Here is a 14,186-nt window from a genome sequence, read left to right on the forward strand (position 1 = left end):
TGTCAAGGGGGTAAAATAGATTTTTTTCGCCGCATTGCTTGCAAAAAAAGGGGCGGCAGAGTAAAATATATAGTATATGTATCGTAACATGGGTCTGTGTGCCCCAAAGCGGATACATATACGAAGAATGTCCGCAGAAAACCCTTTGGAATACGAGGAAAAAAGCATGATTTTGAGCATGACCGGTTTTGGCCGGGGAACTGCTGTGCGCAATGGCCGTGAGATCACGGTGGAGCTGCGCAGCGTCAATTCCCGGTACTTTGAGTATTCTTCCCGGATGCCCCGCACCTGCAGCTATCTGGACAGCCGCCTGAAAAAGCAGCTGAACGAGCGGGTGACCCGCGGCAAGGTAGAACTGAGCCTGACGGTGCAGACCGTGGATGCCGCCGATACCGTGGTGGCTGTGAATCAGGAGCTGGCCAGGAGCTACCAGCAGGCCCTGCGGGACCTGTCTGAGACGCTGGAGGTCAAGAACGATGTGACCGCCGGGATGATCGCCCGCTTTCCCGATGTGCTGACCACCCGCCACGCCGATGTGGATGAGGAGCAGCTGTGGGAGGATGTTTCCGCTGTCACTGCCCAGGCGCTGGACCGCTTTGTGGAGATGCGCGCCGCTGAGGGTGCCAAGATGAAGGCTGACGTGGAGAACCGCCTGCGCTTTCTGGAGGAATGCGTGGGCCGGGTGGAGACCCTGAGCGCCGGTCGGGTGGAGAACTACACCAACCGCCTGTACGAAAAGCTCAAGGTCATTCTGGAGGACCGGAACATCGATGATGCCCGTGTCCTGACCGAGGCCGCCATCTTTGGCGACAAGACCGCCGTGGATGAGGAGACCGTCCGCCTGCGCAGCCACATCGCCCAGTACCGTTCCATTTTGGAGCTGGACGAGCCCGTGGGCCGCAAGCTGGATTTCCTGACCCAGGAGCTGAACCGTGAGACCAATACCATCGGTTCCAAGTGTCAGGATCTGGATATCACCCGCATCGTGGTGGATATGAAGGCGGAGATCGAGAAGATCCGTGAGCAGATCCAGAATCTGGAGTAAACCCTGAGATTCAGATGGTTCGGAGGAAAAGATGAAACTGATCAACATCGGCTTTGGCAATCTGGTCAGCGCGGGCCGGGTGGTGGCTGTGGTCAGCCCCGATTCTGCCCCGGTCAAGCGTCTGGTCAAGGAAGCGCGGGAGCGGGGGATGCTCATTGATGCGTCCTATGGCCGCAGCACCCGCGCCGTCCTCATCATGGACTCCGACCACGTTGTCCTTTCAGCTCTTCAGCCCGAAACGGTGGCCAGCCGTGCCGCCGGTCAGGCCGAGGGCAAAACAGTGACAGAAGAGGAGCAGTAAGACCATGGAAAATGAAAAATATCTGTTTGTCGTTTCCGGTGCCGCCGGTACCGGAAAGGACAGTGTGGTCAGCGCTTTGCGCAAGGCCCACCCCGAAATCGAAAAAACGGTTTCTGCCACCACCCGTTCCCCCCGCCCCGGGGAGCAGGAAGGGGTAGACTACTACTACCGCACCAAGGAGCAGTTCCAGCAGCTCATCGATCAGGATGAGGTCGTGGAGCACAACTTCTTCAACGGCAACTACTACGGCACCCTGAAGGAAGAGGTCAACAAGCGGCTGAACGCGGGCAAGCTGGTGGTCATGGTCATCGATGTGCATGGTGCGGCCAATATCCGCCGCATGTATCCCGGTGCCACCACCATCTTCCTGCTGCCCCCCTCCACCCAGGAGCTGGAGCGCCGCCTGCGTGGCCGCGGCACCGAGACCGAGGAGAGCATCCGGGAGCGCCTGGAGATCGCCCGCAATGAGCTGGCCCAGCAGGACAAATTCACCCTCAAGCTGGTCAACGACGAGGTGGATGCCTGCGCCGCCAGACTCTATGATGTTATCTGCCAGCGTGCGGGCCTGACCCGCTAAATCGCTTTGAAGGAGCTGCCTGAATGCCCAAAACGGTAGGCGTTGCAGTGAGCAACGCGACCTTTCATTTCGACAAACTCTATACCTATGCCGTCATGCCCGACCAGCAGGATACCGTCCGGCTGGGCAGCATGGTGCTGGTGCCCTTCGGGCGGGGGAGCCGTGCCCGGATGGGCGTGGTGCTGGCCTGCGATGCCGAACCGGAGAGCGCAAAGCTCAAGTTCCTGTTCGATGTGGCCCCGGCCTCTGCCTGCCTCACCCCGGAGCTGCTGCGGCTGGTGCACTTTTTGAAGGAGCGCACCTTCTGCACCTACTACGAGGCCGTCAAGGCGGTCATCCCCTACGGCGCGCAGTACAAGCCCACCGTGGCGGAGGACGGCGTGACCCCGGTGCTTCAAAAGCAGCTCGTCCGCCACACGGAAAATGCCTACAAGCTGGTGGGCACGCTGCCCCCAAAGCCCAGGCCGACCGCCAAGCAGCTGGCCGCAGTGGCCCTGCTGGCCGGGGGAGAGCGCACCCTGTCTGCATTGGAGGAAAAGGGCATCAGCCGGGCGGTGCTGGACAACCTCTGCGCCAAGGGCGTGCTGGAATGCAGCAAGGTGAACAAATCCATCGACCTGTATTCTTCCATCCCGCTGAAGAACGAGCCCATCCTTCTCACGGAGGAGCAGCAGGCCGCCTATGACGCGCTGCTGCCCGGGCTGGAGGATGCAGCCCCGCACTCGGCCTTGCTCTACGGTGTGACCGGCAGCGGCAAAACGCTGGTGTTCCTGAAGCTCATCGAGCACTGCCTGCAGATGGGCCGCCGGGCGCTGGTGCTGGTGCCGGAGATCAGCCTGACCCCTCAGATGATCCTGCGGCTGAAAAGCCAATTTGGCAAGCGGGTGGCCGTGCAGCATTCCGCCCTCAACCACACCGAGCGCCTGCTCCAATGGCAGATGATCCAGGACGGCGGCGCGGATATCGTGGTGGGCACCCGCAGCGCGATCTTCTCCCCGCTGGAAAACATCGGCCTTGTCATCATTGATGAGGAGCAGGAGCACACCTACCGCTCCGAATCTGCGCCCCGCTACTCGGCCCACGAGGTGGCCCGGCAGCGTGCGGCGGAGAACGGGGCCCTGCTCCTGCTGGCCAGCGCCACCCCCAGCACCGAGAGCTATTATGCCGCCCAGCATGGCCGCACTCAGCTGGTGCGCCTGACCAAACGCTATGGCGGCAACCCGCTGCCCAAAGTCCAGATCGTGGATATGCGGGCCGAGCTTGCCTCCGGCAACCCCCGGGAGATCAGCCTTGCCATGGAGGATGCCATCCGGCACAACCTTGAGGCAGGCAAGCAGACCATCCTGCTGCTCAACCGCCGGGGTTACCAGACCGTGGCCCAGTGCGAGGATTGCCGCGAGGTGCTCAAATGCCAGAAGTGCAGCGTGCCCATGGTCTACCACAAATCGGCCCACAAGCTGCTCTGCCATTACTGCGGCAGCCAGCTGGACCCGCCCCCTGCCAGGTGCCCCGCCTGCGGCGGAAAACTGCAGTACCGGGGCTTTGGCACCCAGAAGGCCGAGGAGGAGCTGGCAAAGCTCTTTCCGGAGGCCCGCATCCTGCGGATGGATCAGGATACCACCGCCGCCAAGGATGCCCATGAAAAGCTGCTGGCAAAGTTTGCCCGGCATGAATATGACATTATGGTGGGCACCCAGATGGTGGCAAAGGGGCTGGATTTCGAGGATGTGACGCTGGTGGGCGTGCTGGGCATCGATTCGCTCCTGTTCGCCCAGGGCTTCCGGGCTTATGAGACCGTGTTCAGCCTCGTCACGCAGGTGGTGGGCCGGAGCGGCCGGGCAAAAGACCCCGGCTTTGCCATCATCCAGACCACCGACCCGGACAACCCGGTGCTCAACCTTGCCGCCGCGCAGGACTACGACGCGTTCTTCGAGCAGGAGATCGCCTACCGGAAGCTGGGGCTTTATCCGCCCTTCTGCGGGCTCTGCGTTGTGGGCTTTGCCGGGCCAAAGGAGAGCGAGGTGGCCCGGGCTTCCGCCCGCTTTGCGGCCCTGCTGGGCCGGCAGGCGGCCAAACAGCCCGACCTGCCCCTGCGGGTGCTGGGTCCCACCCCCGGCAGCATTGAAAAGATCAACGATTCCTACCGCTATAAACTTACCGTCAAGTGCCGCAACGACCGCCGTTTCCGGGACCTTATCCGGGAAACGCTGACCCTCTACGAGCAGGAAAAACTGCCCGGCAAGGCCACCGTTGTGGTCGATCTGCACTCGGACGGGGATATCTGATACAACACAACAAATTTTGGAGGTACCACTATGGCTATCCGCAATATCGTAAAAGAGGGCGACCCCATCCTGAACAAGGTCTGCCGCCCCGTGACCAACTTTGACGACCGTCTTGCCACCCTGCTGGATGACATGCGGGAGACGATGATCGCCGCCGACGGCGTTGGTCTGGCAGGCCCTCAGGTGGGCATGCTGCGCCGCGTGTTCGTGGTGTGGGACACCACCGATGCCCCCGAGGAGATCCCCGAGGATTATGAGTACAAGTTCATCGATTTCGTCAACCCCGAGATCCTGGCTGTTTCTGAGGATGAGGAGACCGCCTACGAGGGCTGCCTGTCCTTCCCCGGCCACAACGGTGCCGTGACCCGTCCCGTTGCCGTCAAGGTGCGTGCACAGGACCGCAACGGCAACTGGTTCGAGCTGGAGGCTGAGAACCTGCTGGCCCGCTGCATCCAGCACGAGAATGACCATCTGGACGGCATTACCATCATGGAGTCCAGCGAGTATTTCTACGAGGACACCGAGGAGGGCAAAAAGGCTGCCCGTGAAGCGAAAGGAAACAACTGATGCGCATTCTGTTCATGGGAACCCCGGATATCGCCGCGGAGTGCCTGAAGGCCCTGTATGCCGCCGGTCACGAGATCTGCGGCGTGTACACCCGGCGGGATAAGCCGGTGGGCCGCAAGCAGGTGCTCACCGCGCCCCCGGTCAAGGAAGTTGCTCTGGAGCATGGGACCCCCGTGTTCCAGCCCCGCACCCTGCGGGATGGCAGCGAGGATGCCAACATCCGGGCGCTGGCCCCTGACCTCATCGTGGTGGTGGCCTACGGCTGCATCCTGCCCAAATCCGTGCTGGAAGCTCCGAAGTATGGCTGCATCAACCTGCATGTGTCCCTGCTGCCCAAGTACCGCGGCAGCGCCCCTGTGCAGTGGGCTGTTCTGAACGGCGACACCGAGACCGGCGTTTCCATCATGCAGATGGACGAGGGGCTGGACACCGGCGATGTGCTGGTCTGCGAGAAGATCGCCATCGGCCCGGAGGAGACCAGCGGCGAGCTGTTCGACCGGGTCACCGCCGTAGGTGCCCGCGTCCTCTGTGAGGCGGTGCCCGCCATGGAAGCTGGCACCCTCCAGCCCCAGCCCCAGCAGCATGAGAACGCCACCCTGGCCCCCATGCTGGACAAGGAGCTGGCGGAGTTCAGGTTGACCGATACTGCCGCGCACATCCACAACTGGGTGCGCGGCATGAACCCCTGGCCCATGGCCTGGTTCGTGACCGCAGGCGGCAAAAAGGTCAAGGTGACCGAGTGCCGCGTGGCTGTCTCCAACGGTGAGGCTCCCGGCACGGTGCTTTCCACAAAGCCCCTGACGGTGGCCTGTGCCGATGGCGCGGTCCAGCTGCTTCATGTGGTGCCTGAGGGCAAAAAGCCGATGGATGGCACCTCCTTTGCGGCCGGTCTGCGCCTCAAAGCGGGGGATACCCTCTGATGGCGGCCAATCCACGGGCAGCGGCAGTGGCTGCACTGGTCCGGCAGGAGCAGGACGGCTTCTCAAACCTTGTGCTGGATGCCGAACTCCGCCGCCAGAAACTGGAGGGCCGGGATAAGGCCTTTTCCGGTGCCATCTTCTACACCGTGCTGGAACATCAGGGCACGCTGGATTTCATTCTGGAACAGTTCCTGCCCAAGGGCCTTGCCAGGCTGGACCCGCAGGTGCGCGAGATTCTGCGGGCCGCGCTGGCGCAGGCCCGCTATATGCAGGTGCCGGTGTCGGCGGCGGTGAACGAAGCTGTCAAGCTGACCCGCACCTTCAAAAAGGCAAGTGCGTCCGGGCTGGTCAATGCCGTCCTGCGCAAGGCCTGCAATTATGATCTGGAAACTGCCCGCTTCCGGAACGAGACCCAGCGCCTCATGGTGCTGGGCTCTGCGGGGCAGGATGTGGCAGAGTTTCTGCGCACCCATTACCCTGAGGAAGCGCTGGGCATCCTGACACACACCGCCGACGGCGGCTGCACCAGCCTGCGGGCCAACTGCCTGAAAATGGATGCCGCGGCCCTCTGTGAAAAACTGCTGGAAAGCGGCGTGAAGAGCGCACAGCCCGGCCTTGTGCCCGGCAGTGTGCTGGCAAAGTTCGAGGGCAGCCCGGCGGAGCACCCGCTCTTCAAGGAGGGCTGTTTCCATGTGGAGGGGCAGGCCAGCCAGCTGGCAGCCCTCTGTGTGGAGGCAAAGCCCGGCGATACCGTGATCGACCTCTGCGCGGCACCCGGCGGTAAAACGCTGCTGCTGGCCGAGGAGATGCAGGGGCAGGGCGCACTGTACAGCTGCGATGTGGCAGAGCACCGGGTCGGGCTCATTCGGAGCGCTGTGGAACGGATGGGCTTTGCCCATGTCACTGCCCTCTGCAATGATGCCACCCGCCCCAACCCAAAGCTGCCCGCCGCAGACCGCATTCTGGTGGATGCCCCCTGCAGCGGCCTGGGTATTCTGGCAAAAAAGCCGGATATCCGCTATAAGACGCTGGAAAAAGCACGCCACGATGAATTATTGGCCACCCAGTCGTCCATTCTGGACACAGCAGCCGCTCTGCTGAAAGCGGGCGGGCGGCTGGTCTACTCTACCTGTACCATCGACCCCGCCGAGAACGAGGAGCAGGTGGCGGCGTTCCTTGCCCGCCACCCGGAATTCCGGGTGGTCCGGCCCGCTGTGGCGTTCCCTGACGGAATGACAGTGGGGGAGCACGGGGCGCTCTCGGTGCCCACCCGCACCGGGATGGACGGCTTTTTCCTCTGCGCCATGCAGAAAACGCAATGAACCCGTCGTCCGGTTCGTATTGATTCATAGGAGAATACCATGGAACAAAAACGCTGTATCTCTTCCCTGACGCTGGCCGAGCTGACCGCTGTGCTGAAAGCCATGGGTCAGCCGGGCTTCCGGGCAAAGCAGATCTTCCACTGGGTGCACCAGAAGCTGGTCACCGAGTTTTCTGCCATGACCGACCAGCCCAAGACCCTGCTGGCAAAGCTGGAAGAGCAGTTTTACATTGCTGCCCCCAAGATCGAGCGCCGACAGGAAGCCAAGGACGGCACCGTGAAATATCTGCTGCGGATGGCCGATGGCAACTGCATCGAGACCGTTGTCATGCGCTACCACTACGGCAACACGGTCTGCGTCTCCACGCAGGTGGGCTGCCGGATGGGCTGCCGCTTCTGCGCCTCCACCCAGGCAGGCCGGGTGCGTAACCTGGAAGCCGGTGAGATCTGCTCTGAGATCTATACCGCCCAGAAGGACATCGGGGAGCGCATCTCCCACATCGTCCTCATGGGCATCGGGGAACCGCTGGATAATTTTGACGAGGTCATGCGCTTCCTTGAGAACATCTCCTCCCCGGAGGGCGTGAACATCGGAATGCGCAACATCAGCCTTTCCACCTGCGGTCTGGTGCCCAAGATCGACCAGCTGGCTGAGAAAAAGCTGCAGCTGACCCTTTCGGTCTCCCTGCACGCCCCCAACAACGAGATCCGCAGCGGCATGATGCCGGTCAATGATGCCTACCCCGTGGAGGTGCTGATGCCCGCCGTCCGCCGCTATCAGGAGACCACGGGCCGCCGTGTCAGCTTTGAGTATTCGATGGTGCGCGGTGTCAATGATTCCGATGCCTGTGCCAGACAGCTGGCCGACCTCATCCGGGGCATGGGTGCTCATGTGAACCTCATTCCCATCAACCCGGTGGACGGCAGCCCCTACTCAGCTACCGATGCCGCCAATGTTCAGCGCTTCCAGAAAAAGCTGGAGAGCCTGGGGGTCAACGCCACGGTACGCCGCCGTCTTGGCAGCGAGATCAGCGCCGCCTGCGGCCAGCTGCGCCGGGACGAAATGAATGGTAAGGCGTAAATCGCAAGAGGAGAAGCCTATGAAACTAGCAGGAAAAACGGATGTGGGCCGCGTCCGGCAGGAAAATCAGGATGATTACCGTGCCGGGGAGCTGCCCGGCGGTGCTGTCTGGGCACTGGTGTGTGATGGCATGGGCGGTGCCAAAGGCGGCCGCGAGGCCTCACAGGGGGCCTGCAATGTCATCGAGCAGGTGTTTCAGGAGCAGTACGCCCAGTGCGGAGCAGGGCAGGAGGGAGCTTTTTTGAAAAAGGCCCTCATCAGCGCCAACCGTTATGTGTTCAACAAAGCCGCTCACGAGGAAGCGCTGGCCGGTATGGGCACTACGGCGGTCTGCGCGCTGGTGCGGGGTGGAGAAGCCACCCTCTGCCACGCGGGCGATTCCCGCGCCTACCTCTGCCGGGGCGGTAAACTGACCCAGCTCACCCACGACCACTCCTATGTGCAGGAGCTGGTGGACTGCGGCACCATCACGGAGGAGGAGGCCGAGCACCATCCCCAGAAGAACATCATCACCAGGGCGCTGGGCGTGGATTACCGGCTGGAGCCGGAGGTCACTTCGGTGCAGCTGCAGGCAAAGGATCTGCTGCTGCTCTGCTCGGACGGTCTGACCAACATGGTGCCGGTGGAGCAGATGGAGCAGCTGCTGGCACAGGGCCCATTCTACGACCTGCCCGACAGGCTGGTGGATGCCGCCAACAAGAACGGCGGCTCCGACAACATCACCGCCCTGCTGCTGGCTGTGGAGCCTACGGAGGTGCATCATGGATAACCTGATCGGCAAAACGCTGGACGGTCTGTACACGGTGCGGGAGCTCATCGGCACCGGCGGCATGGCCAATGTCTACAAGGCCGTTGTGGGGCCGGGCGGCCCGGTGCCGGAGGGCACGGTCGTGGCCGTTAAGGTGCTGCGGCAGGAGCTCATGCACGACCCCGACCTTGTGCGCCGTTTCAAGAACGAGTCCAAGGCCATCTCGCTGCTCAACCACCCCAACATCGTCAAGGTGTATGATGTCTCGGTGAGCGACCATCTGCAGTATATCGTCATGGAATATGTGGACGGCATGACCCTGCGCGAGTATCTGAACGAGCGGGGCGGCAAGCTGACCTGCCGGGAGACCGTCCACTTTATCTCCCAGATCCTGAAAGCGCTGGACCATGCCCACCGCAACGGCGTGGTGCACCGGGACATCAAGCCCCAGAACATCATGCTGCTGGACAACGGCCAGCTGCGGATGATGGATTTCGGCATTGCCCGCATCTCCCGGGCCGAGAACCAGCTCTCGGGCGGCAAGGCCATGGGCAGCGTCCACTATATCAGCCCGGAGCAGGCCAAGGGCGATGAGACCGACTTCACCAGTGACCTCTATTCGGTGGGCGTGATGATGTACGAGATGCTCTCGGGTCATCTGCCCTTCGATGCCGATGACGTGGTGGAGGTGGCCATCAAGCAGATCTCGGATCAGCCCAGGAGCCTGCGGGAACTGGCTCCCTGGGTGCCAGTGGGGCTGGTGGAGATCACCGAGCGCGCCATGGCAAAGCGGCCCGAAAACCGCTATAAAAGCGCCGCTGAGATGCTGGAAGCCCTCAACGCCTATGTAGAGAACCCGGCCATCGTGTTCAACTACACCTATCTCCCCGATGAAATTCCTGAAAAGGTGGTGGAACCCCCTATGCCCAGAAAAGAATCCCGTCCGGAGCGCGGCAGTGCCCCGGCAAAAGGCAGAAAAAAGAAAAAGCGCACCGTGTTCCTGCCGGTGCTGTTTGGCATCACCGTGGCCTTTGCACTGGCCTGCGCGGCCCTGTGCTGGATGATCCTGAATGATTCCAGCTCCCTGATGGGGGAAAAGGCCGATGTGGTGCTGGCAGATTACAGCGGCATGACCCAGGATGAGGTCAACGCTTCCCAGCAGGTGGCATCCGGCCAGATCGTTATCAACTGGGAGCAGGCCTACAGCAACGATTACGCTGCCGGTTACGTCTACCGGCAGTCCCCGGTGGCGGGCCGCACCGTCCGCGAGGGCCAGAGCGTGACCCTGACCGTTAGCCTGGGCATCCAGTATGTCACCGTGCCGGATGTCTCCAATTATGTGCAGGCAGATGGTGAGCAGCAGCTCAAGGATCTGGGGGTCTCTGTTTTGATCACCCAGGCGGTGGAACCCAGCGTGGCCGCAGGCTCCATCATCCGCACCGAACCTGCTGCGGGCAGTCAGGTGGCTGCAGGCTCCACAGTGGTGGTCTATGTCAGCCGCCCGCAGGTCAACACCACGGCCAAGGTGCCTGCCCTGACCGGTCTCAAGAGCGTGAACGATGCCCGCTCCGTGCTGGTGCAGAACAAGCTGGGCCTTGGCAGCACCACCGAGCAGTACAGCGACCAGCCCGCCGGTACCATCATCGGCCAGAGCCCGGCGGCAGGCTCTACCGTCAAGGTGAACAGCCGTGTCAGCGTTACCGTGAGCGCAGGCCCCGAGCCGGTGCCTGAGACCCCGGCTGAACAGCCGGGCAGCTCCTCCAGCGATTGGTGGAGCGGCCTGATCGGGGGCAGCTCTTCCAGCAGCGGCGATTCTTCCAGCAGTGAGGGCACCGGCCTGGGCGACTGGTGGAGCGCGCTGCTGTCCTGAGGGAGGAACGGATGAAGGGATATATCGTAAAAGGAATTGGCGGATTTTACTACGTCAAGACCGAAGAGGGTGTGATCGAGTGCAAGCCCCGGGGCATCTTCCGCAAACAGAAGATCACCCCCGTGGCGGGCGATGAGGTGACGCTGGAGACCGAGAACGGCGCGGCAGTCATTGCCGAGATCGCACCCCGCAAAAACGTATTTGTCCGGCCGCCTGTGGCCAATCTGGATGTGCTGTTCCTTGTGGCCAGCACCACCCAGCCCACCCCCAGCACACTGGTGCTGGACAAGCTCTCGGCCATTGCCGTGGACAAGGGGGTGCAGCCCGTCATCGTCTGCACCAAGGCTGACCTTGGTGAGGTGGAGTTCCTGCGCAGCGCCTATGAAAGATCCACTCTGCCCTTCATTGCCATCCGCTACGACAGCGGGGAAGGGCTGGACGAGGTCAGGCAGTGGATCAGCGGGCGGCTCTGCGCCTTCTGCGGCAACTCCGGTGTAGGTAAATCGACCCTGCTCAACACCCTGCTGCCTCAGGCCGAGCGGGAGACCAGTGCCATCAGCCAGAAGCTGGGGCGCGGCCGCCATACCACCCGCGAGGTGACCATCTTTGAGGCCTTTGGAGGCCGTATTGCGGATACCCCCGGCTTTGCCAGCCTGGAAGCCAACCGCGCCGGGTTCATCCCCAAGGAGAATCTGGAGCACGCCTTCCCGGAGTTCGGGCCCTACCTTGGGCAGTGCCAGTTCACCGGCTGCTCCCACCGCACGGAAAAGGGCTGTGCCATCCGTGCCGCTTTGGCCGAGGGAAAGCTCTCCCGGACCCGGTACGATAGCTACTGTGCCATGTATGAGGAAGTCAAGGATGTCAAGGACTGGCAGAGGAGGGGAATGTGATGCGCTGCGTGATCCTCTCGGCCTGCCCGGTCTCGCCGGAGCTGAAGCGTCTGCTCCGCCCCGATGACTTCATCATCGCCTGTGATGCTGGCTACCGCAACTGTGCGCCGCTGGGCTGCAAGCCCAATATCATCCTGGGAGACTTCGATACCGCGCCCTGTCCGGTACAGCAGAACGACGATATCATCGTCCTGCCTCACGTCAAAGACGACACCGACACCGAATATGCCGCCAAGCTTGCCAGTGAGAAGGGCTTTACCGAGGTGCTTCTTCTGGGGGCGCTGGGCGGCAGGCGGATCGAGCATACCCTCTCGAATCTTGCCACCGGCCTTGGGCTGGAAGAACGGGGGGTGCGGGCAACGCTTCAGGATGAGCGCAGCCGCATCACCTTTGTCCGCTCCGGCGAGACCCGTGCCTACCCGAAGGAGGAGTTCTTCTACTTCTCCGCTTTCCCCATGGAGGGCAGGGCAGAGGGCGTGTGTGAGCGCGGTTCCTATTATGAGCTCACCGATGATGTGCTGGTGGCCGGTTATCCGCTGGGGGTCAGCAATGAGTATGCCGAAGGCTCAGACTGCATCACCATCTCCACCCGCAAGGGGGCGCTGGTGGTCGTGGAAACGGTGCCGGATACACCGATCCTGACCGGGAACAAGGCCTGAGCCGCACACTTTGCCGTCCTGCCGCTTATATTGTGGTATCACACCACGAAAGGCGGGAGAGCGATGCAGGTGGTCGTTATCAAAAGCCCGAAGTGTCTGCGCGGCGTTCTGCGCAGGCTGTTCGGCATCAAAAAAGGATAAGAAAAATACCGGGGCAGGCGGCTGCTCCGGTATTTTTTGTGGCACATCATTCTTTTGTGGTATAAGTCAGATCCAGCACCGGGCCAAAGGGGTCAAAGATGAGGTTCTGGATGCCGGGTGCGATCAGCAGGCGCTTCTGCTGGGCAAACAGAGGGACCGACACGGCATCGCTGAGCAGCTGGCGCTCACAATCGCCCAGCAGGCGGCAGCGGGAGCTTCCGGTGGCCTGGGCGCTGGCCTGCAGCTGGGTGGCATACAGGGAATCTGCATAGCCGGTCAGGCCGCCGCCCGCTGCGGTGAACTGGTTCAGCATGTTGTACACACTGCCGCCCTCGGCGCTGATGGGGGCCAAGGCAATGGTGTAGTCCCCCTCGGACAGCCGTTTCGCAAAGGTCTCCTCGTCCACTTCCTCTACGGAGAAGAAGAGGGAAAACTCCTTTTGCCACACGCCATTGATCTCCTCGGCGGCGCTGGTCACGCCGGAACCGGCAGGCACCATCAGGCTGACCTTGTTGAAGTCGGAGGTGGTCAGCGTCTGCCGCGCCGTGAGGTAGAGCGCCCGGGCATCCACCGCGGCGGGAGTCACATCCCCGGCGGTATCCCGGTAGTTCATGCCGTCCACAGTCAGGCCGTCCGGTACCAGACCGTTGGCGGCGGCATAGAGCCCGCCGTCCGGCACCTCGGCTGCACCCCGCGCGGCGAAGGCCAGTGCCTGCCGCAGCTCGGTGGAAGCAAACACGCTGCTGCAGTTGAACAGCAGGCTCCATGTGGTATCGGAGTAGGAGAGGGAAGTCAGGGTGGTGGGCGCGGCGGTGTCGTCCGGGGCGGCAGAGCACTTCTCGTTGGCAATCAGCTCTGCGGCGGACTGCCCGGCGCTGTTGGTGTTCTGCACCAGCCGCAGGCTGTCGATGAGGCTGTCCGAGGGGGCACGCCGCAGGAACAGGCCGCTGGCTGTCCAGTTGTAGATGTAAAAGCTGCCGCTGGAAAGGGTGGACGAAGCATTCAGACCGTAGGTGCCCCGGGTGGAATTGAAAAATTCCTCATCGCAGGGCATGGCACCGGGCAGGGTGAGCTTCTCGAGGAAGTTGTCGTCGGCACTGCTCAGGTGGAACACCAGCGTCAGCGGCCCGGAAGCCGTGACCCCCAGCGCGCTCTCGGGCATCTGCCCGGCCAGTACGGCGGCGCTGTTTTCAAGGGCCGCAAATTCAACCGCGTAGGGGGAGTTGGTCTCCGCCCGGAACAAGCGCCGGAAAGCGAACACAAAATCCTCGGCGGTGATGGCGTAGTCGGTGGCGTTGCCCTTGGCGGCGGTGTAAGTCAGGCCGTCCTTGAGGTAGAAGGTGTAGGTGCAGCCATCGGAGGACTTCTCCCACCGTTCGCAGAGGGCAGGCTCATATTTGCCGCTGGGATCTTTGCGGACAAGGCCGCTGTACAGGTTCTCGCAGGCGATGACATCCGCAGAAGCCGAGGCCACCTGCGGGTCAAGGTTGGCCGGGATGCTGTCCACGAACCAGGTGAAGCTGTTGGAGCCCGAACCACAGCCGGTCAGGGCAAAAACAAACGCAATGGTCAGCACCACTGCGGAAAAGCGGATCAGGGAATGTTTCAAGAAAATGCGCTCCTTGTAAAATGATACAATTAAAGTATAGCGGAAACGGTCGGAAAAGACAATCGACATTTTGTGAATTCAGATAGGATTTCGGTGCATCCGGGGCCAGAATAAGGTTTGGCGTTGCCAATTGGCTGGAAAAGGTGTAAAATGGAGCAGTGAATCAATTTCA

The 14,186-nt window shown here is 62.1% G+C and carries 13 protein-coding genes; 12 read left to right on the forward strand and 1 reads right to left on the reverse strand.

Annotated features, from left to right (window positions below; translation table 11 throughout):
- Positions 1–166: 166 nt before the first annotated feature.
- Genes J3352_RS01340 through J3352_RS01395 form a run of 12 tightly spaced genes read left to right on the forward strand, consistent with a single transcriptional unit; the run spans position 167 to position 12,264 of the window.
- Complete coding sequence (locus J3352_RS01340) at positions 167–1,045, forward strand: YicC/YloC family endoribonuclease (protein ID WP_035394227.1); 879 nt, start codon at positions 167–169, stop codon at positions 1,043–1,045.
- Between the two features lie 31 nt (positions 1,046–1,076).
- Positions 1,077–1,346 carry a DUF370 domain-containing protein gene (locus tag J3352_RS01345; protein ID WP_005932684.1) on the forward strand — a complete coding sequence of 90 codons (270 nt, stop codon included), beginning with the start codon at positions 1,077–1,079 and terminating at the stop codon, positions 1,344–1,346.
- Between the two features lie 4 nt (positions 1,347–1,350).
- Positions 1,351–1,923 carry a guanylate kinase gene (gene gmk, locus J3352_RS01350; protein ID WP_005932687.1) on the forward strand — a complete coding sequence of 191 codons (573 nt, stop codon included), beginning with the start codon at positions 1,351–1,353 and terminating at the stop codon, positions 1,921–1,923.
- A 23-nt stretch (positions 1,924–1,946) separates the two neighbouring features.
- The gene (gene priA / locus J3352_RS01355) at positions 1,947–4,208 is read left to right on the forward strand and encodes a primosomal protein N' (RefSeq protein ID WP_154276289.1); all 2,262 of its coding nucleotides are present in this window, start codon (positions 1,947–1,949) and stop codon (positions 4,206–4,208) included.
- A 30-nt stretch (positions 4,209–4,238) separates the two neighbouring features.
- Positions 4,239–4,775 (forward strand): peptide deformylase, encoded by a 537-nt coding sequence (gene def / locus J3352_RS01360; protein ID WP_098922518.1) that lies wholly within the window; start codon positions 4,239–4,241, stop codon positions 4,773–4,775.
- Entirely contained in the window at positions 4,775–5,695 is a 921-nt protein-coding gene (gene fmt / locus J3352_RS01365; RefSeq protein WP_156066123.1) for a methionyl-tRNA formyltransferase, read from the forward strand. Before def ends, fmt begins: the two co-directional genes overlap by 1 nt.
- Positions 5,695–7,017 carry a 16S rRNA (cytosine(967)-C(5))-methyltransferase RsmB gene (gene rsmB, locus J3352_RS01370; RefSeq protein WP_156068724.1) on the forward strand — a complete coding sequence of 441 codons (1,323 nt, stop codon included), beginning with the start codon at positions 5,695–5,697 and terminating at the stop codon, positions 7,015–7,017. The genes fmt and rsmB overlap by 1 nt, the downstream gene beginning before the upstream one ends.
- Positions 7,018–7,056: 39 nt before the next feature.
- A complete protein-coding gene (rlmN, locus tag J3352_RS01375) occupies positions 7,057–8,097 on the forward strand; it encodes a 23S rRNA (adenine(2503)-C(2))-methyltransferase RlmN (protein ID WP_097772229.1) in 1,041 nt (346 codons plus the stop codon).
- A 19-nt stretch (positions 8,098–8,116) separates the two neighbouring features.
- Positions 8,117–8,866, forward strand: a complete 750-nt coding sequence (locus J3352_RS01380) for a Stp1/IreP family PP2C-type Ser/Thr phosphatase (protein ID WP_156066119.1) — start codon at positions 8,117–8,119, stop codon at positions 8,864–8,866.
- Positions 8,859–10,715: a Stk1 family PASTA domain-containing Ser/Thr kinase gene (pknB, locus tag J3352_RS01385; protein ID WP_156066117.1), complete on the forward strand. Its 1,857-nt coding sequence runs from the start codon at positions 8,859–8,861 to the stop codon at positions 10,713–10,715. The genes J3352_RS01380 and pknB overlap by 8 nt, the downstream gene beginning before the upstream one ends.
- An 11-nt stretch (positions 10,716–10,726) precedes the next feature.
- Positions 10,727–11,605, forward strand: a complete 879-nt coding sequence (gene rsgA, locus J3352_RS01390; RefSeq protein WP_098922511.1) for a ribosome small subunit-dependent GTPase A — start codon at positions 10,727–10,729, stop codon at positions 11,603–11,605.
- Positions 11,605–12,264: a thiamine diphosphokinase gene (locus J3352_RS01395; protein ID WP_005932705.1), complete on the forward strand. Its 660-nt coding sequence runs from the start codon at positions 11,605–11,607 to the stop codon at positions 12,262–12,264. Before rsgA ends, J3352_RS01395 begins: the two co-directional genes overlap by 1 nt.
- 187 nt (positions 12,265–12,451) lie before the next feature.
- Here the strand turns inward: J3352_RS01395 and J3352_RS01400 are convergent, their stop codons facing one another.
- Positions 12,452–14,014: an ABC transporter substrate-binding protein gene (locus J3352_RS01400; protein WP_242699834.1), complete on the reverse strand. Its 1,563-nt coding sequence runs from the start codon at positions 14,012–14,014 to the stop codon at positions 12,452–12,454.
- Positions 14,015–14,186: the final 172 nt, after the last annotated feature.

This window comes from Faecalibacterium sp. Marseille-Q4164 (assembly GCF_017377545.1).
GTDB lineage: Bacteria > Bacillota > Clostridia > Oscillospirales > Ruminococcaceae > Faecalibacterium > Faecalibacterium duncaniae.